The organism is Pseudomonas sp. 18175, from assembly GCF_050432925.1.
In the GTDB taxonomy this organism is placed as follows: Bacteria; Pseudomonadota; Gammaproteobacteria; order Pseudomonadales; family Pseudomonadaceae; genus Aquipseudomonas.
In genome coordinates, this window is record NZ_JBKFTO010000013.1 from 158,222 (window position 1) to 176,080 (window position 17,859).

The 17,859-nt window shown below is 53.2% G+C and carries 14 protein-coding genes and 1 tRNA gene; 3 read left to right on the forward strand and 12 right to left on the reverse strand.

Going from position 1 to position 17,859, the window contains the following annotated elements:
• Positions 1–452 precede the first annotated feature (452 nt).
• Genes ACLD1Y_RS19245 through ACLD1Y_RS19255 form a run of 3 tightly spaced genes read right to left on the reverse strand, consistent with a single transcriptional unit; the run spans position 453 to position 5,307 of the window.
• The gene (locus ACLD1Y_RS19245) at positions 453–1,760 is read right to left on the reverse strand and encodes a hypothetical protein (protein WP_429479422.1); all 1,308 of its coding nucleotides are present in this window, start codon (positions 1,758–1,760) and stop codon (positions 453–455) included.
• A complete protein-coding gene (locus tag ACLD1Y_RS19250) occupies positions 1,760–4,024 on the reverse strand; it encodes an ATP-binding protein (protein ID WP_429479423.1) in 2,265 nt (754 codons plus the stop codon). Before ACLD1Y_RS19250 ends, ACLD1Y_RS19245 begins: the two co-directional genes overlap by 1 nt.
• Positions 4,021–5,307, reverse strand: coding sequence for a hypothetical protein (locus ACLD1Y_RS19255; RefSeq protein ID WP_429479424.1), 1,287 nt, complete (start codon positions 5,305–5,307; stop codon positions 4,021–4,023). Before ACLD1Y_RS19255 ends, ACLD1Y_RS19250 begins: the two co-directional genes overlap by 4 nt.
• A gap of 326 nt (positions 5,308–5,633) precedes the next feature.
• On the opposite strand from ACLD1Y_RS19255, the gene ACLD1Y_RS19260 reads away from it, so the two are divergent.
• Entirely contained in the window at positions 5,634–6,815 is a 1,182-nt protein-coding gene (locus ACLD1Y_RS19260; protein ID WP_429479425.1) for a hypothetical protein, read from the forward strand.
• Between the two features lie 224 nt (positions 6,816–7,039).
• Here the strand turns inward: ACLD1Y_RS19260 and ACLD1Y_RS19265 are convergent, their stop codons facing one another.
• The 6 genes from ACLD1Y_RS19265 to ACLD1Y_RS19290 all read right to left on the reverse strand — a co-directional run bounded on the left by ACLD1Y_RS19265 (position 7,040) and on the right by ACLD1Y_RS19290 (position 12,575).
• Positions 7,040–8,302 (reverse strand): tyrosine-type recombinase/integrase, encoded by a 1,263-nt coding sequence (locus tag ACLD1Y_RS19265; RefSeq protein WP_429479426.1) that lies wholly within the window; start codon positions 8,300–8,302, stop codon positions 7,040–7,042.
• 188 nt (positions 8,303–8,490) lie between these two features.
• Positions 8,491–8,564: transfer RNA gene (locus ACLD1Y_RS19270), tRNA-Gly, on the reverse strand.
• A gap of 204 nt (positions 8,565–8,768) precedes the next feature.
• The gene (locus tag ACLD1Y_RS19275; RefSeq protein WP_429479427.1) at positions 8,769–9,653 is read right to left on the reverse strand and encodes an alpha/beta fold hydrolase; all 885 of its coding nucleotides are present in this window, start codon (positions 9,651–9,653) and stop codon (positions 8,769–8,771) included.
• Positions 9,654–9,973: 320 nt separating this feature from the next.
• Positions 9,974–10,666: a pseudouridine synthase gene (locus ACLD1Y_RS19280; protein ID WP_429479428.1), complete on the reverse strand. Its 693-nt coding sequence runs from the start codon at positions 10,664–10,666 to the stop codon at positions 9,974–9,976.
• Positions 10,656–10,868, reverse strand: a complete 213-nt coding sequence (locus ACLD1Y_RS19285; RefSeq protein WP_429479429.1) for a cysteine-rich CWC family protein — start codon at positions 10,866–10,868, stop codon at positions 10,656–10,658. Before ACLD1Y_RS19285 ends, ACLD1Y_RS19280 begins: the two co-directional genes overlap by 11 nt.
• 84 nt (positions 10,869–10,952) lie before the next feature.
• Positions 10,953–12,575 carry a methyl-accepting chemotaxis protein gene (locus ACLD1Y_RS19290; protein ID WP_429479430.1) on the reverse strand — a complete coding sequence of 541 codons (1,623 nt, stop codon included), beginning with the start codon at positions 12,573–12,575 and terminating at the stop codon, positions 10,953–10,955.
• A gap of 317 nt (positions 12,576–12,892) precedes the next feature.
• On the opposite strand from ACLD1Y_RS19290, the gene ACLD1Y_RS19295 reads away from it, so the two are divergent.
• Positions 12,893–13,258 (forward strand): hypothetical protein, encoded by a 366-nt coding sequence (locus ACLD1Y_RS19295; RefSeq protein ID WP_429479431.1) that lies wholly within the window; start codon positions 12,893–12,895, stop codon positions 13,256–13,258.
• Between the two features lie 54 nt (positions 13,259–13,312).
• Here the strand turns inward: ACLD1Y_RS19295 and ACLD1Y_RS19300 are convergent, their stop codons facing one another.
• The gene (locus ACLD1Y_RS19300) at positions 13,313–14,425 is read right to left on the reverse strand and encodes an enoyl-CoA hydratase/isomerase family protein (protein WP_429479432.1); all 1,113 of its coding nucleotides are present in this window, start codon (positions 14,423–14,425) and stop codon (positions 13,313–13,315) included.
• 136 nt (positions 14,426–14,561) lie between these two features.
• Here ACLD1Y_RS19300 and ung point away from each other — a divergent pair, with 136 nt between their 5' ends.
• On the forward strand, positions 14,562–15,254 hold the full coding sequence (gene ung, locus ACLD1Y_RS19305; RefSeq protein WP_429479433.1) for a uracil-DNA glycosylase: 693 nt from the start codon (positions 14,562–14,564) through the stop codon (positions 15,252–15,254).
• 59 nt (positions 15,255–15,313) lie between these two features.
• On the opposite strand, the gene ACLD1Y_RS19310 is transcribed toward ung, so the two are convergent.
• Together ACLD1Y_RS19310 and ACLD1Y_RS19315 are read right to left on the reverse strand one after the other, a co-directional pair.
• A complete protein-coding gene (locus ACLD1Y_RS19310; protein WP_429479434.1) occupies positions 15,314–16,351 on the reverse strand; it encodes an AbrB family transcriptional regulator in 1,038 nt (345 codons plus the stop codon).
• Complete coding sequence (locus ACLD1Y_RS19315; protein WP_429479435.1) at positions 16,344–17,858, reverse strand: tripartite tricarboxylate transporter permease; 1,515 nt, start codon at positions 17,856–17,858, stop codon at positions 16,344–16,346. The genes ACLD1Y_RS19310 and ACLD1Y_RS19315 overlap by 8 nt, the downstream gene beginning before the upstream one ends.
• Position 17,859: the final 1 nt, after the last annotated feature.

The following is a 17,859-nucleotide window of genomic DNA, read 5'->3' on the forward strand; positions in this document are numbered from 1 at the left end:
GAAAGACTAGTGATGTTGTGAAGGTTAGTGCTTAGCTAAATAATTTTTCATTTTGATTGTGGTGTAACAAAGTGGCGAAGGTCACTAAGTCTGTCTATGCTCTGATATTATTGTTGAATAGTAGAGAGCTTGTAAAAGGGGCGGCCAAGAACTGTGTTAGTAAATGCGTGCCGCTGCTCGAAAACTACTAGTAATGGACTTTCGATTTGCTTCTGCATCTTAATGTAAGTGTCATGGATGTGGAAACTAAGTCGGCGAGTCTTCGCTTGGAGGATTGTAATTAAAGGGAAAGCAATAAGGATGCGCGTGTTACGGCAATTTTTAATTTTTTGGAGGAAGAAGCTGAAAAGTGATTGATGCCCTAATGAGGGCATCAAAAATAATTTTATTTACAAGAAGCAAGCACTTCGAGCTATGTAATTGATTAGGGGTAAATCGCTTGTTGTTCGCGCCTATGAGCACGCGGAGGCTTCGCAGCCTGAAGGTGAATCACCTTTTTTTATTGCTTCTTCAGGGAAAAGAGCCGGAGGGATACGGGGTAGACCTGGACGTTGGCCATATGCTGCATATCGCTGGAATAGTCTTGTACTGAACGGGGCTAGTAATCGACCTATTCGCTCAGGCTGTATTGTATTCCATTGTTTTATTTTTAAATCGTTAAAATTAAAAGAAATTGTTCTGCCTTCGTACATTGCAAAAATTGTCGCCTGGTTATCCCTCTCAGGTAGATTTCCTAGTAAATTGCTCACACCGTCCAGCGGGTTTTGAATTTCACGACCTTTAAGTAAATATAATTCTGGATTGCTCGTCTTTCCTTTGCGAATAACTAAGTCGCATTCCGCTCTTACATTTACGTAATAAGTCGGGCTTCCAGTTTGGTTTTGTACTAAAAATACGTCGCCTGGCACCGGTCTCGATGGCTCAATTCGCTCATTTCTAACAAAGCGCTCACCTTCTAGTACTTTCATTATTGCAGAGGTGTATTGCTCTGGATTAGTCTTTTGTGCGTCAGTGGCTAACTGTTCAAATCCAGCTAAGTCTATGTTAAGGGGCTTCATTCTAGAGGTTACTAGGCGAGTGATTAAGCGCCCAAGTTCTTCTGACGGATCTATTCCGTCAGCAGCAAATGTCTGCCATAGGATTACAGGCCAGAATCGACTGCGATCATGAAAGTCTACAAAGAGTGCGTTAAGTGCTTCAAGATGATTTTTTTCCCAATTCTTTAATGCTATAACGGATGGTACTTCTTGCGCCCAATCGTTTAGTATTTTATAAACTTGGTCGCCTACATCTGATTTGTTTTTTACTAGTATGTGTGATTCTTGTGCATTGCAATATAGTTCTTGATGTAGCTGTAGCACAGCTTCTACCTCAGCTACACTATCGTTTGTGAATATGAAAACTGGCGCATGTCGGTGCTGTGCGAGTCTCTTCAGAAAGTCAATGTTAAGATCCGCTTGGCTATTTTTCAAACCAGCCGGCATGTTAATCCCTAACATCGTAGTTGAGCTGGTGGGTGGCTCCCCTAGTGCATTAGCTACCGCCGTTCCCGATAAATCCCAATCCATAATGAAAAAGGCGGCATTAGCAAAATTGCCTAAGTCAACATCTTCATTTGGAAGGGCGTCAAGTGTGATGACATGTCCGCCACCATCTCTAATCGATTTTACAATTGTAGTTATTTTGTCTCCACCAACATGCACCATATCGTCGATGACCACAGCGACGCCTTTGAAAAGGCCTTGATCAATATAATTCATTAGTTTTCGTCCTTGATAAAGGTTACTGCTATGTTCGCGCCGCCTAAGATGGAATCGGACCGTTCCGCTATATCGATTGTATAATCTTGCCGCTCAAGGAGTTGCTTGGCAATATAGAGACCCAATCCTCTGCCATCTTCACCTTTTCCAGAATAAAAAGGTTCAAAGATATAAGGGATGTCCTCTTGCCTAAAGCCAGGGCCGCTATCTGCAAATATTAATTGGCCATTTGTTCCATCAAGTAGTACCTCAATTTTTCTAGGGTGATTAGTACCTTGCAGCCAGTAGACGGCGTTGTCAAATAGGTTAAGGAATAGTTGTAAAAGCACTGCCTCAGTGGTTTTTGCTACTAAAGGTGATCCAGTGTTTTCTATAGAGAACTCTATTTTTTCTTTGTTTAGCGTAGTTGAATATATTTTATAAACTTTTTCTAGCGTGTCTTCAATTCTTATGGATTTTTTTCTTTGCTTGCTAGATCCAAATAGTTGTTGCATGTCTTTCATTTGCATTTCTACGAATGAGAGAAGTCCACGAATGGAGCTTAACTCGCGCTGCAAAAACTCAGGGTCCAATATGTCGCCACGATTGGCCTGTTTTAGAAGTGCATCTAGAGCAGACGTCGATCTGGCCATTGCTAGCATCAGGTCGTGTGATGCGGCCTCTACGGACAGCCCGACACCTGCAAGATGTTCTGTTGTTTCCGCACGTTGAACAAGATATCGCTTTTCAGCTTTATACTGTCTATTCGCTTCGCTGATTTTTTTCTGAGCATCTATTTTACTGCCATTTTCTATTGCTTGAGATGCCTCATCAAAAGATTTTTGTACAGCTTCTTTTTTGAAAGTGTCTACATCATCTTTTTTCTTTTTTTGTATTAGATGAGTTCCATACGGGGTTTTCCTTACCCAAGCAAGAAAAATCTGTAGTAGCGCTCTAAAGTCGTCGGTTGCGTTTCCTACATCAACCAGGCCTTCTCGACTTGTTTTGTCCTGAAGATGCGGGTTGCCAGACTGTGAGATGTTTACATATCCTACAACTTGGTCATTGCTAAGAAATTCGCTAGCTCTGACTGTACCTCGACGAACGTCAATCAACAGCCAGTCATCATCAGGATCGCCGTAGGGATATACTCGAATACCATCACGATAAAGATAGATTCGATGTTCTTTGATAAGTTTTCGGTCTTGGTCATCAAGTTCGAATTTTGCTGCAGCATCAGGGCTAAAGTCAAATACGTAAAATTTGAACTTGAATGAGCCAGACTCCGTTCCTCTACTTTCTAAAATCTCCCCATTCTTACCGAAATGATCTCTAAATACTTTTAGACCCGTTATCCGTGCGTCACTCAAAGATATCGTGTCCCGCCTGCCATTGAGTGCGAAGTCAAAGCATCGTTGTTCTTGTACGTAGGACCCCTCGATGTTTAGGACTGTTCGGCTCTCTAGCAGTTCACCAAGCCGATCTTTTCGCTGCTCGGCAAATGGTTCAAATTCATTACCTCTGTATATGAATACTTCAAACTTGTCGTCTCTTTTTCCAGATTCCGTTGCTTCGATTTCTTCTTCGGATGATTTAAAATCAAAAATTGACTGTAGTCGAGCCAAGTCTTCATAAACTTTGGCAACTTTACCTTTCGACCAAATCCCTGGTAAATGGGAGATTTCAATCTTTGTTCCATAGGGGCGGCGCTTGACTACTGTTGCACCCATTCGAATCGCTTTAGGAATTATTATTTCTGCGGGAGAATTTTCTCGGAGAGTCAAAGCTAGATCGTCAAGGAATAGAGCCTTGTCGTTCGCATCAATGAAATCGTTTTCAAATTTTGACACATCAAGGCCGAGAATGAATTCAGAATCGTTTCCTATGGCTCGAGTAGTAATGGATACTTTTTTGCCAATTTTTAGCAAAGCAAATCGACCGATTCCTTTCTCCCCTTGAATAATCCGGCCTCGCTTTGTCGTTGCTGTAGTCTTCTTTCCGACCAATTTGACGGGAGTAGCAGGATTTGCCCAATGATTGACTATGACGTCATAGGTCATTCCTCGACCATTATCCTCAATGATTATTTTTGAATCTGAGGAAGCTTGAAAGTCTGAGCTAAAACCTTCGAATGTGACCTTTACCCACGTTGCATCTGCATCGTATGCATTTTTAATCAGCTCAACTAGAGCTACCCTCTCGTTTTTAATTAACTGATCGCCCAGCATTGTAAGTAGTCGAGCGTATGGGCGGATTTTTAAAGTGGTAGGCTTAAATTTTGTCATGGTTGGGCTATGATAATGAATTCGTTAGAGTAAGTTTGTTTGTCGGTTATGATTTTACTGAATCGGCCTGTACCGTCCCGGTAGGGGGTAGAACATTTGTTCGTAATTCGTCTTTTGGCGACGTTGATGCTCTTGTATCCAGCATTGAGCAGTGATTCGGTAAAGTGTGAAGCATTGTCAATTTCTACTCCGTGATATCGAGTATTGCCTATAATGAACACGGCTAGTCCATTGGGAGATAATATTTCTTTACTGCGACTAGCTACTAGTTGCATGTCTATGTAATAGTTGGCTACTGCTTGGGATGCTCTGCGATCTTTGTTGAATAATGAAAAAACAATTTGTGTGCCAATAGCATTTAGATTTTTTATTTCTCTTTTTAGGTTGATATTGTGCTGTTTACTTCCAATTGATCCAGCTCTTAAATCTCGGTGGTCGGAAGCGAATCCTAACCACATAGAAGAAAGTTGATGTATGTCTGCATATTCGTACGAGGTGACGTATGGTGGGCTGGTAATTATCAGGTCAACGGTGTTTCTTGGGACTTCTACCTCAAGGATGTTTCCTAAGGTGATTTTTGATTTATTTTGAGGTTGTTTTGTTGTTTGATTAAAAGCGGTTGTGAATTTTTTATATTGTGTGATGAACGCTTTTAGAGTTTCTATTGGCTTTTTGTTGAGATCTAGGGTGGGTTTTATAGAGCGTTGTTTCCACTGAGAGCAAGGCTTTAGAATTGCGGAGAATAAGCAGTGGTATACTTCTCTATATTTTGTGTTGTTAGGAGTGTTCTGGTTAATGCAGTTTAGTAGCTTTGAAAGTGATGTGAGGTTTTTTGGGGAGTACCATCTTTTTAAATTTTCTTGTGCGTTTACCGGCAGCGCATTGAGCTCAGAGGTCTGTTCAAAGGACGATATTATTTTTGAGAAATAATATTCAAGAATTAGAGGGTTGAAATCGTTGCTTTTAGTTTTCGCGATGAGAGTTGCTACTGGGTTGATATCGCACCCCCAAAAGTCGAGCCTCTCTCTACGAGCTTCATATGCGACCGTGCCGCACCCACAAAAGATGTCTGCAATCAACCTAGGTCTTTTCCCAACTTTCCTCATATATTCGAGTGCGCGGCCCGTTAAAAAAGCTGGAAATTTGGCGGGGTAAGAATGAATCTTATGGATTTTCGGCTCTGTTACCTCAGGGACATCCCACAAGGGATTATGGGGGGCGTTCATCAGTCGAAATCGCTTGATATGATCTACATCCGTGATAGTTAAAAACTTTTCGTCCATGTTGCCTCCGCGGCACGTGGTTCAGGTAACCACCTTCGGGCATGATGCCGTTATGATATCGTTTTTCGCAATACACTGGCAGGCACTGCCAGTCTCATGGGCTCTTAGATCAACTTCGGTGAAATAAGTCAAGCGTTTTTAGGGTTTTTTGACTTTAAGTCTTCCGTTTTGTCTTTTTGACTGCGTCCTCGATTGGTATCCTGTACCTTACGCTTCGAAATTTACGTTCTTCATGTAGCTATTTTTAACCCTGTTTTGGGTTTTTGGCTGGAAGCCCTAGTCGCATTGATCTTCCGTTATTTTTATCTTATTTTTGGGCAACATAGATGCAGATTCGAAATGTACATCCTTTTCCCGCGCGCATGGCTCCAGAGCTAGCTCTGAATTCCTTGCAGGCTTTGGCAAAGGGGAGCACGATTTTGGACCCTATGTCAGGCTCGGGCACTGTCTTACGCCAAGCTGCTGAGCTTGGTCATCATGCTGTTGGTTTCGATATGGACCCGCTTGCGGTACTGATGAGCAAGGTTTGGACCGCTCCAGTAGATAAGGCAGATGTGGAGCAGGAGATGCTTGCCGTTCTTAAAGATGCCTCTCTGCTGGACCCCGAAAGCTGTGTCCTTCCATGGCAAGATGAAGAAACACTACGTTTTATTTCTTATTGGTTCGATACGCCTCAACAACATGCTTTGTCCGCGCTTGCATTTGCACTGAATGTACGACGAAGCCGGGTCGGAAGCGTTAAGTCTGAAGCTGTTTTGAATGTTCTCCAAGTTGCTTTAAGCCGTATAATCGTTACAAAGGAGCAGGCCGCGTCTTTAGCTCGTGACACTTCTCACAGTAGGCCTCACAGGGTTTCTCTGAAATCCACCTATGATGTATTTTCTAATTTTTCGAAGTCGGTTCAGCAATTAGTTCGGCGTCTCGACTCTCAGCCAAATCAGATTGTATCGGTAAATGTTGGCGATGCGCGGGCAATCAAACTTAATGATTGTAGCGTGGACGCAGTTGTTACCTCGCCGCCATATCTCAATGCGATTGATTATATGCGTGGGCATCGAATGTCACTGGTTTGGTTAGGGCACTCTATTAGTGAGTTGCGATCAATTCGTTCTAATTCTGTCGGAGCTGAGCGTGCCGCAGACAAGCAAACTGATACTCGAAGTGATGAAGTTGTAAAGGCTATGTGTGATGTGGATTTATTGCTTCGTCGTCACCAAATGATGATTCACCGATACGCAATTGATTTGATTGAAATGTTGGGTGAGGTTTCTAGAGTTTTAAAGGTGGGAGCGCATGCTACCTATGTAGTTGGCAACTCTTGCCTTAAAGAGTCTTTTATCCGGAACTCTGATGGTGTGGGCAGGGCTGGTGAAGTTGCTGGACTGATTTTAATCAATAGCGTAGAGCGTGAGTTGCCTATGGGGAGCAGGTATCTACCTATGACTATTAACGGTTCTCTGTCTAAGAGGATGCGCACTGAAACTGTTCTGACCTTCAAGAAGGTCTAGCTTCATATAATGTGCATTATTTCGGGCGGAGTGCGTTGCGTCATTGTGAGATAGCTTGAGAGCATTCAAGTTAATACTCTTCGGGTATCACTTTGGGGTAAACCTCAGCCCTACACAGGCTTTCCCATGCCATGCAGAATAGATGGACTGAAGCTGCCTTGGGGGCCGCTCCAAAGCGTTCGAATCCCTATCCATGTCAGGTAGCTATGTTTTCCTTGGAAAGCTTAATAGGGTCTTTCCATTCGATTTCGAAATTCACTCGTCCTCTCAGCTAAGCTCCCTGCTTCCAATGCTTCAAGATAATCCGCATACCACTGCACCATCCTCTGCCGCTGCGGCAGAAATACCGCCTTGTCATACACCCCCTTCAACCCCGGCTTCTTATGCGCCAGGTGCATATCCCGCCAATCCTCCGGCCACCCATGCTCCGAGAGCAACGTGTCGCACGTATGCCGACTCCCATGCCCAGTCATACGCCTTTTATAACCAATCAACGCAAAGCACTTATTAATCGACCCGTCAGAAATCACCGGCACCTTTTCCCCACTGGACGGAAACAGGTACCGCGAACAACCGGTCCGCTTCTGCAGCTCCCTGAGTAGTTCAACCGCCTGAGTAGGCAACGGCACCAGATGATCCCGCTTCATCTTCATCTTCGCCCCAGGAACGCTCCACAATCCGTTATCCAAGTCGAACTCCGCCCATTCCGCCCAGCGCACCATCCCCGGCCGTGACGCAGTCCACACAGTCAGCCAAGCCGCCGTTTTCACAATGGCGCCGCTGTCTGACGCACGCAGCGCCTTGAGAAAGTCTGGCAGCTCCTCTTCTAACAAATGCGGATACTGATTCTCCGGCGGCGCCTTCTCGGCAATGGCAAGCAGATTGCTGGCAGGATTGTTTTCAGTCATACCCTTAGCGATGGCCAGCGCAAATATCTGATTCACCCACACCCGCACCTTTTCCGAAGTGTTATGCGCCCCACGTTTCTCGATGCGCGCTTGCAGGTTGGCGCAGTCACCACGGGTGATGTGATCAAGCGGTTTATGCCCAAGGGCAGGAAGGATGTCGTTCTTCAACGCGCCGTTAATGCCTTTGAGGGTTTTCTCAGCGCGACCATCTTTGATTTTCTTTTCCAGCCACAAATCAGCCGCCACTTTGAACGTATTGGCCTCCGCGACGGCCTGTGCCGCTTTCAGGGCAGCTTTGTGCGTAATGGGGTCTACGCCATCAGCATTAAGCTTCAGCGCAGCACGCGCCTTTTCTCGGGCGTATTTGGCGCTGACATCAGGATAGGTGCCCAACCCATGCCAGCCCCATTTCCCATTGGGCTTTTTGTACCGCAGCACCCAGCGCTTATGACCAGCACTGGTCACAAGGAAGTAGAGGCGGTCAGCCCCGTAGTTTTGGTAGTAGTCCTTCGCCTCAGGCTCCAATGCAGCCAACACCGTATCGGCCAAAGGCAGGCGCTTGATATCAGTACGTTTCATGGCGTTTGTATAGCGTGGTTCGATCTAACTCCACTATACAAACCGCTATACAAAAAATTCCAGACTGAAAAGACAAACGGCGGAGTGCGAGGGAACGTATGGAATCGCTGAAAGCCCCGTATTGACTGGGCTGGTCGCTGATGTGGAAATTTGGGGGATGATGCGGAAAAACGAGGGAAAAGCAGAAGTGGAGCGGGTAGAGGGAATCGAACCCTCGTCGGAAGCTTGGGAAGCTACTGTTCTACCATTAAACTATACCCGCTCAGAGCGGCTGACTTTGTACCAGATGTTCGCAGGGATTTGAAGTTTTTCTTCAAAAATGTGTGGGTTACGTGCCTCACGCACGCTTGTGTTGGAGCTGGCTTGCCTGCGATAGCTTCACTTTGGTATGCCTGCCACACCGAGGTGCCTGCATCGCGGGCAAGCCCGGCTCCCACATAAGCGGGCGTTTGCCGGGTTGTTCATTTCAAATCGCAAATGCATGCTGTGTCTGGCCCTGGTGGTAGCGTAATCGGCTGATTTGCCGCTCTGGTCTCAGAAACCCCACCACTGCCTCGCGAGTATCCCGGCACGCCGCTTTGTGTTCCATGTCCAAAAAGTGCCCCGTGGCCTGTACGGTGCTGAAGCTGCTTTTGGCCACGTGCTGGCCAAACAGCTTGGCATCCTGGGCGCTGGTGTATTCGTCCCATTCGCCGTTCAAGAACAACACCGGTATATCAATCTGCTTGGCGGCCTTGAGGTAGCACAAACGGTCGCTGTTAAGCACTTGGCTGATATGGAAGTGCATCTGCCCATATTCATGCTCGGCCAGGCTGCTCACATGTTTGTAGTTGAAGCGCTTGAACAGCGACGGCAAGTGCTTGCCGATGGTGCTGTTGACCAGGTGGCCGACGCGGTCGCGGTCGAGGTTGCCGAGGTAGTCGACGCCACGTTCCAGGTAGTCGCGCATCGGTGCATTGATCACCGGTGAGAACGAACTGATCACAGCCTTCTCCACGCGCCGTGGGCGGTGGGCGAGGGCGACCAGGGTGGCGGCGCCGCCCCAGGAGAATGACAGTACATGTTCGGCGGCGAAGTGGTCGATGAGTTCCAGGAGGATCTGGCCCTCGACTTCCTTCGTCAGCATTTTCTCGTGGCGGTTATGTATTTTTGACCGGCCCGCGTAAGGCTGATCGTACAAGACCACATTGAACTGTGGGTGCAGGCTTTTGACGGTCTGGGCGAAGGATGCCGTGGTGGCCATGGAGCCATTGACCAGGATGATGGTCTTTTCAGCCTTCTCCGCGCGATAGAACTCCGTGTAAACCCGATACTGACCCTGTATATCCAACACAGCGATTTCTGGCCTCATGTCGTAAGACTCCTGGCAAGCGGGTAGTGCGCGCAGATAACGGTGCGCGCGGATAACTCTGCACGAGCTTTGTGACAGGTAGGCATACGCCTGAAAGGAAGGCCCATGTCGATCCGGTGAAGGCTGGCCGACGGGTGTTGTTATGGCGGGCATTTTGCCGAAGGTGCCCGCAGATCAAGCCTTGCGGACGGGCAAAGTGTTTCTTGGAGGTATAGGCGACTCGCCAGTCATAATTTGGCTGGTGATTTTGATTCAAGCAGCAGAGATGCCACCTCGCAAGGCGACAAAGCGGTTTTTTGCCATCACCGGCCGAACGGTCGTCAGACCTGTCGGATTTCGTCGTCAGTCAGCGCCCGGTATTCGCCCGGTGCCAGGTTCGCATCTAGGACCAGCGCGCCCATTTGCTCACGATGCAGGCCGATCACCTTGTTGTCGAAATGCCCGAACATGCGTTTTACCTGGTGATAACGCCCTTCGATGATGCCCAGTCGTGCAGTGGTCGGCCCCAGCAATTGCAGATCGGCGGGTTGGGTGGTGAGGTCTTCGAATGCGAAATACAGGCCTTGCGCAAAGGTGGCCGCGTACTCGGGGCCAATCACATGTTCTGTCTCAACCAGGTAAATCTTGGGCAACTTGGTCTGCGGTTGCGTCAGGCGCCGCGACCACTGGCCATCATTGGTGATCAGCATCAGGCCGGTGGTATTGAAATCCAGGCGACCAGCGATATGCAGTTGGTCTTTGTCCGGCTCATCCAGCAGGTCGAGCACAGTGGGGTGCTGCGGGTCCGACGTGGCGCTTACACATCCCTTGGGTTTATGCAGCATGAAGTACCGCGCCAGCTTGCCGGCCTGCAGCACCTCATCATCAACGCGCACTTGGCTGAATTCGCGTACTTCATGGTGAGGGTCGCTGACCGTCATGCCATCCACCTTCACCCGTCGCTCAACCAGCAACAGGCGCACTTGTTTGCGATTGAACCGAGGGAGGTTGCTGAGGAAGCGGTCAACGCGCATTTTGATTTTTCAACTGCTCGTCAACCTTGGCGCAACGCGGGCACAGGCAAGCAGTGTTGCGCAGTTCGTCGGGCAGCGCTTCAAGCACTGCCGGGTCGATGGTGACGCTGTAGCACCAGCAGGCTTGATCGGCAGTGCGCGGGTCGGCCAAGGAACAGTCGTTGCGGGCACCGCAGGCGGGGCAGAGGGTTGGCGTGGTCATCGGTCAATTCAGGCTTGAAGGTGCAAGGCCCGGGTGAGCCCCGGTCTGCCTTGCACGATACAGCGCAGCTGCGACGCAGGCTACTTACAGCTGGAACTTGCTCACCAGCACATTGAACGAGGTGGCCAGGCGCGACAGGTCTTGGCTGGAGGCGTTGGTCTGGTGCGCACCGGCGGCGGTCTGGGTGGACAGGTCCTGGATGTTCAGCAGGTTGCGGTCCACTTCACGGGCCACCTGGGCCTGTTCTTCGGAGGCCGAGGCGATCACCAGGTTGCGCTCGTTGATCTTCGCCACGCTGGCGGTGATGCGCTCTAGCGCTTCACCGGCATTCTGCGCCAGGCCCTGGGTGTTGTTGGCCCAGGTCAGGCTTTTGTTCATGGCGGCCACGGCATCATCGGCGCCGACTTGTACTTCGCCGATCATCTTCTCGATGTCCACCGTGGAGGTCTGGGTGCGATGGGCCAGGGCCCTTACTTCGTCGGCCACCACGGCAAAACCGCGACCTTGCTCACCGGCCCGTGCGGCTTCGATGGCGGCGTTGAGGGCCAGCAGGTTGGTCTGGTCGGCGATGCCACGGATCACATCGATCACCTTGCCGATCTCACGGACCTGGCCGGCGAGGTCGGCGACCGACTGCGTCGAATCGTTGATCTCGCCCACCATGGAACGCATGCCGGACACGGCCTGTTCCACTTGCTGGCGGCCGTCCTCGGCTTCGGTGGTGGCCTGGCGTGAGGCTTCGGAGGTGGAGACGGCGTTGCTGGCCACTTCATCGACCGCCGCTGTCATCTGGTTGACGGCGGTGGCGGCTTGTTGGATTTCGTCGTTCTGGCGGGTCAGGCCACGGCTGCTTTCATCCGTGACCGCGCTGAGTTCTTCGGCGGCCGAGGCGAGTTGGTCGGAGGCGTTGGCGATTTCCACCAGGGTGCTTTTCAAACCGCCCTGCATATCCGCCAGCGCCAGCAGCAGGTGCCCGGCTTCATCGGTACGGTTGGTGACGATGGCTTGGGTCAAGTCGCCCTTGGCAATGCGCTGGGCGCTCTCCACCGCTTGGGCGATGGGGCGGGTGATCAGGCGGGTGATCAACACACCGATTATGATCGCGATGATAAAGGCCAGCACGATGCCGCTGATCATCCAGGCGAACGCGCTGCTGCGCAGGTTATCGGCGGCGATGGCGCCCTCTTGGATCTGGCGGTTGTTGGAGTCGATCATCACGCGGATCAGCTCGCGGGCCTGGCGGAACAATTCGTTGTTGGTGGAGTTGAGTTGGCTGCGGGCTTGTTCGACCTGGCCGCCGTCGAGCATCGCGATGACACGCTCGGAGTTGCTGATGTAGGTGGGCCAGATCAGGTCGAGCTTGTCGCCGGCCGCCCGTTCGTGGTCTTCCAGGGGCGTCGCGCGGTAGGTGGCGTAGGCCGCCTGGCTGCGCTTGAGTTCGTTGCTGATGTCTTGGCGCACGCGGTCGCGGTCTTGCGCGGCGACGTCGCCTTTGCTGGCATCCATCAAGCGGTACAGGCCACGGTTGTGGGCAACCAGGCCGTTGAGGGTGGCGGCCGTATTACTGACGGAAACCAGGTTGTTGGAGAAGGTCAGTTCCAGGGCCGTGGCAAGCCGCGCGACCCCTTTGATACCCAGCAGGCCAACCCCGAGGGTGACCAGTGCACACATAAGAAACGAAAGCAGCAGCTTGGTGGCGATTTTCATGGCTCGAATCCGGCGATGTTAGCGAAGGACGCACGCTAGAGCCTCCCTGGCCTGGTGCAGTGTCATTGTGACATCATCGCAACCGGCAAAGTTTCGAGCCACATAAATTTACTGAATCGATAAAGCTTCTTGATAGGCACACCCTATCCAGGCGTGGCTTTATGGGGCTGTGTCCGTTCATCTACATAGATGTATCAAGCTGTTACTGAAACGCACCAGATTCGGTTTTTGCTGTCAGATGTTTCGTCATTTGGTGAAAGCTGAATGCCGCCCCCCAGCGTCGCTGGTGGTGCTCTTTCGCGGTCCAGGAGGCCGCCATGTATCGACGACTGCTGCTCAGCGCTTTACTCGGTCTAACCCTTTCGGCTTGTGTGCCCTACTACGATGGAGGCCAGAGCTACTATCGATCCGAGGTCTACACCTCACCGGCGCCGGTGTACTACTACGGCGGTGGCACGGCGTATCAATACCGCCGCGATTACTACCCTGCACCGCGCTACTACGCGCCACAACCGCGTTACTACTCGGCACCGCGCTATTACCAGCCGGCACCGCGCTACTATCCGGCCGGACCCCGCGCCGGGTATCGCCCGTATCCGAACCAGGGCTGGGGCGATCACGGTGGCAATGGTGGGCACGGACGCGGTTCCGATCATGGAGGTGGCCGCGGCGGTCACCGTTGACGGGCCTGTATTGCAAGCGGCGCATGAAGCGCCGCTTTTTTGTGGGTAAACGTTTTAGTAGTCCGACAAGTCCGCCAGCGGGTGCCGGCCTTCCCACGCCTTGTGAAAGTGCGCTTCGACCACCGCTTGTGGGACGCTGTTGATGTCGGGCCAATGCCAGTGAGGCGTCTGGTCCTTGTCGATCAAGCGCGCACGCACCCCTTCGCTGAACTCCGGGTGACGGCAGCAATTGAGGCTCAAGGTGTATTCCATCTGGAAGACCTGAGCCAGGGACAGGTGGCGCGCACGCTGGATTTGTTCCCATACCAGGTGCGCCGTCATCGGGCAGCCTTCGCTCAAGGTTTTGCCGGCACGCTTGAACAGTGGGTCACTGTGCTCGCGCAGTTGGCTCAAGGCGCGCCAGGCACACTGCACATCGCCCACGTCCAGCCAGTCGTCGATCTGCGCGCGGCGCGGCAACCACTGCGCCTCCGGTTGCTGGCCCACGGCTTCCTGGGCCAGCGCCTTGAGCAGGCTGTTGAGCTGTAGGGCGGTCTGTTCCTGCCAGTTCAGTTGCAACAGGCCGTCGAGCAACTCGTCTTGTTGATCATCACGCAGGAAGCGATCGGCCAGGCCCAGGTCCAGGGCATCGCGCCCGTTGATATGGGCGCCGGTCAGGCCGAGGAATAAACCGAGTTTGCCGGGCAGGCGCGACAGGAACCAACTAGCACCCACATCGGGGTAAAGGCCGATGCTGACTTCGGGCATGGCCAAGCGGCTGCTCGGCGTAACGATGCGCACCGCCGCGCTTTGCAGCAGGCCCATGCCGCCGCCCAGCACGTAGCCGTGGCCCCAACAGATCAACGGTTTGGGGTAGGTGTGCAGGCGATAGTCGAGGCGGTATTCCGCAGCAAAAAACTGCGCGGCCAAGTCGGGTACGACACCGGGTTGTTCAAGGCAGGCCAGGGCCAGGCTGCGCACTTCGCCGCCGGCGCAGAAGGCCTTGGGCCCATTGCCGCGCAACAGCACACAGACGATGTTCGGGTCTTTGGCCCAGACATCCAGGCGCTCGCCCAAGGCCAGGATCATCGGCAAGGAGAGGGCGTTGAGGGATTTTTCAGCGTCCAGGCTGGCGATGCCGATGCGGGCACCGTCGCTGCCGGTCAGCTCTTCGAAGTGCAGGTTCATCGTGACCTCATTCGGGGAAGTGAAGGATCAGTATGATCTCTTGGTAGGAAACTGCCGGTTGTGTGTCAGATCAATTGACAAGCGGGGTCGGCTTTCCTAGGGTTCGCCTCATTCTTTTTTACAAGACAATTCAACCATGACCGAAGACGACCGTATCAAACTCGAACCCAGCTGGAAACACGCCCTGCGGGATGAGTTCGAGCAGCCGTACATGGCCCAGTTGCGCGAGTTTTTGCGCCAGGAACACGCCGCCGGCAAAGAGATCTACCCGCCCGGCCCGCTGATTTTCAACGCGCTCAATTCCACACCACTGGACAAGGTCAAGGTGGTGATCCTGGGGCAAGACCCGTACCACGGCCCCGGCCAGGCCCACGGCCTGTGCTTTTCGGTGCAACCGGGCGTGGCGACGCCGCCATCGCTGGTCAATATCTATAAAGAACTCAAGCGTGACCTGAACATCGACATCCCCAACCACGGCTGCCTGCAAAGCTGGGCCGACCAGGGCGTGCTGATGCTCAACACCACCATGACCGTGGAGCGCGCCAACGCCAATGCCCACGCGGGCAAGGGCTGGCAGTTCTTTACCGATCGGATTATCGAAGTGGTCAGTCAGCACCAGCCGCATCTGGTGTTCCTGTTGTGGGGCGCCCATGCCCAGGGCAAGCAGAAGCTGGTGGATGCGACCAAACACCTGGTGCTGACTTCGGTGCATCCGTCGCCGTTGTCGGCGTATCGGGGGTTTTTGGGTTGTGGGCATTTCAGCCGCACCAACAAGTTTCTTGAGCAGAATGGCGAGACGCCGATTGAGTGGCGGTTGCCGCCGGTCTAACGGCTGACCAATCCAATGTGGGAGCAGGCTTGCTCCCACATTTGGATCCTTACAGGGCTTTAAATATTTTCTGGCTGGCGATTCCAACGCCTGAACAACGGCTCCGCCAAAAACAACACAAACAACAACCGCATCACCTGCATCGCTGTCACCAGTGGCACCGACAGTTGCAAGGTCTCCGCCGTCAAACTCATCTCGGCAATCCCGCCCGGCATCATGCCCAGCGTCAGCGAGCGCAGGTCCAGGTGGGTCAGGGCACTCAAGCCCACCGCCGCCAGCGTGGCCAGGGCCATGGTCAGGGCCGTACCGAGCAAGGTGCGCGCCATAAACGAAGGGGCGCGGCGGAAGAACTGCCGGTTGAAGTGGCAACCCAAACCACTGCCGATCAACCATTGGCCGATCTGGCTGCCGCCATCGGGCAGGCCGATATGCAAATCCCACACGACGCTGGCGGTCGCGCTCACCAGCAGCGGCCCGAACAGCCACGGGTTTGGTTGACGCAAACGCTGCCAGCCCCAGGCCACCAGCGCACCCAGCGGAAATAGCATCAACAACCACGGCCAACTCACCGGTGCGGGATGAAACTGCGGTGTACCCCCTTCAAGCACGTATTTGAAGATCGCCGGCACACACAGCACCACCACCAACACCCGCAAACTCTGCCCCGCCGCAACGCGACTAAGCACCGCGCCATTGCGCGCGCCGAGGTTGACCATCTCACCGGAGCCGCCCGGCATGCTGGAGAAAAACGCCGTAGCGCGGTCTTCACCGCTGCGCCGCATCAACCACACGCCGACAATGCTCGACAGGCTGGTGACCAGCGCGCCGAAGAAGATCAGCCCGAAGTGGCTCATCACCTGCTCAATCACCACCGGGGTAAAGTGCAGCCCGATCCCAATCCCCACCACCCATTGGCCGCATTTGCGCCCGCCGGGGATTTCCGCCAACTGCCACGGCGTGAGGCAGCGCACCAGGATGATCGCCAGCAACGAGCCGACCATGTACGGCAAAGGCCAGCCAACGAGGCTGGCCAGGTAACCGCCGGCCAGGCCGACCAGCGGTGTTGCCCACCATTGTTTAAAGGTGACCTCAGACATCGGCCACGGCACGACGCTGCAGGGAACGTTTGCGGTAGATGCGTACCAGCGGGAACATCAGCATCAGCGCGGTCAGCACCCACACACCAAAGGTGATCGGGCTCGACCAGAGGATGTCCAGTGCGCCATTGGAGATCGACAGCGCACGGCGCAGGTTCTGCTCCATCAAACCGCCGAGGATAAAGCCCAGCAGCACCGGCGACAGCGGGAAGTCGAGTTTGCGCAGGATGTAGCCGAAGATGCCGATACCCACCATCAGGAACAGGTCGAAGGTGGTGGCATGCACAGCGTACACACCGATCGCGGTGATGATGGCGATCACTGGCACCAGCGCCCAGTTCGGCACAGCGAGGATGCGGGTGAAGATGCGGATCATCGGAATGTTGAGGATCACCAGCATGATGTTGGCGATAAACAACGAAGCGATCAGGCCCCAGACGATGTCCGGTTGCTGTTGGAACAGCAGCGGGCCCGGGGTGATGTTGTACAGCGACAGCGCGCCGATCATCACCGCTGTGGTGCCCGAGCCGGGTACGCCGAGGGTCAGCATGGGTACCAGAGCACCGCAGGCAGACGCGCCGATCGCAGTTTCCGGAGCAGCCAGGCCGCGCATGTCGCCTTGGCCGAATTTGCCGCTGGCACCGGCCAGGCGTTTTTCGGTCATGTAGGCAACGGCCGAAGCCAACGTAGCGCCAGCACCGGGCAATACGCCCATGATGAAACCCAGCAGGCCGCAGCGGATGTTAACCACGAAGACAGCGGACGCTTCCTTCAGGTTGAACATCATCCGTCCGGTGGCTTTCACGGCTTCCTGGCCACGGTGGGTTTTTTCCAGCAGCAGCAGGATCTCGCTGATGGAGAACAGGCCCAGCACCAACACCACAAACTGGATGCCATCGGTGAGGTGGATGTTGTCGCCGGTAAAACGGTACACGCCGCTGTTGGCGTCGATGCCCACGGCCGACAGAAACAGGCCAATCAACGCGGCGACAAAGGTCTTCAACGGCTTGTCACCGGCCATGCCGCCCAGGCAGACAATCGCGAACACCATCAGGACGAAATATTCCGCCGGCCCGAAGGCAATCGCCCATTTGGCCAGCAGCGGCGCAAACAACACCATGCCGCAGGTGGCGATAAACGCACCGATGAACGAACTCCATGCCGACAACGACAGTGCCACACCGGCCAGGCCTTTACGGGCCATTGGGTAGCCGTCGAGGGTGGTCATTACGGTGGAGGCTTCGCCCGGAATGTTCAGCAGGATCGAGCTGATACGGCCGCCGTATTCACAGCCCAGGTACACGGCTGCCAGCAGGATCAGCGCCGATTCCGGCGGCAGGCCCAGGGCAAACGCGATAGGGATCAACAAGGCCACGCCGTTGATCGGGCCCAGGCCCGGCAGCAGGCCGACCACGGTGCCGATCAAGGTGCCGCACAGTGCGGTCACCAGGTTATACGGGGACAGTGCAACGCCGAAGCCCTGGCCCAAATAGCTGAAAGTATCCATA

What these genes read in the sequence shown, in the direction of transcription:
- ACLD1Y_RS19280 (WP_429479428.1), bottom strand. Translation starts at nt 10,666, where the DNA reads ATGCGCGTTGACCGCTTCCTCAGCAACCTCCCTCGGTTCAATCGCAAA.
- ung (WP_429479433.1), top strand. Translation starts at nt 14,562, where the DNA reads ATGACCGAAGACGACCGTATCAAACTCGAACCCAGCTGGAAACACGCC.
- ACLD1Y_RS19260 (WP_429479425.1), top strand. Translation starts at nt 5,634, where the DNA reads ATGCAGATTCGAAATGTACATCCTTTTCCCGCGCGCATGGCTCCAGAG.
- ACLD1Y_RS19310 (WP_429479434.1), bottom strand. Translation starts at nt 16,351, where the DNA reads ATGTCTGAGGTCACCTTTAAACAATGGTGGGCAACACCGCTGGTCGGC.
- ACLD1Y_RS19275 (WP_429479427.1), bottom strand. Translation starts at nt 9,653, where the DNA reads ATGAGGCCAGAAATCGCTGTGTTGGATATACAGGGTCAGTATCGGGTT.
- ACLD1Y_RS19255 (WP_429479424.1), bottom strand. Translation starts at nt 5,307, where the DNA reads ATGGACGAAAAGTTTTTAACTATCACGGATGTAGATCATATCAAGCGA.
- ACLD1Y_RS19250 (WP_429479423.1), bottom strand. Translation starts at nt 4,024, where the DNA reads ATGACAAAATTTAAGCCTACCACTTTAAAAATCCGCCCATACGCTCGA.
- ACLD1Y_RS19290 (WP_429479430.1), bottom strand. Translation starts at nt 12,575, where the DNA reads ATGAAAATCGCCACCAAGCTGCTGCTTTCGTTTCTTATGTGTGCACTG.
- ACLD1Y_RS19245 (WP_429479422.1), bottom strand. Translation starts at nt 1,760, where the DNA reads ATGAATTATATTGATCAAGGCCTTTTCAAAGGCGTCGCTGTGGTCATC.
- ACLD1Y_RS19285 (WP_429479429.1), bottom strand. Translation starts at nt 10,868, where the DNA reads ATGACCACGCCAACCCTCTGCCCCGCCTGCGGTGCCCGCAACGACTGT.
- ACLD1Y_RS19295 (WP_429479431.1), top strand. Translation starts at nt 12,893, where the DNA reads ATGTATCGACGACTGCTGCTCAGCGCTTTACTCGGTCTAACCCTTTCG.
- ACLD1Y_RS19265 (WP_429479426.1), bottom strand. Translation starts at nt 8,302, where the DNA reads ATGAAACGTACTGATATCAAGCGCCTGCCTTTGGCCGATACGGTGTTG.
- ACLD1Y_RS19300 (WP_429479432.1), bottom strand. Translation starts at nt 14,425, where the DNA reads ATGAACCTGCACTTCGAAGAGCTGACCGGCAGCGACGGTGCCCGCATC.
- ACLD1Y_RS19315 (WP_429479435.1), bottom strand. Translation starts at nt 17,858, where the DNA reads ATGGATACTTTCAGCTATTTGGGCCAGGGCTTCGGCGTTGCACTGTCC.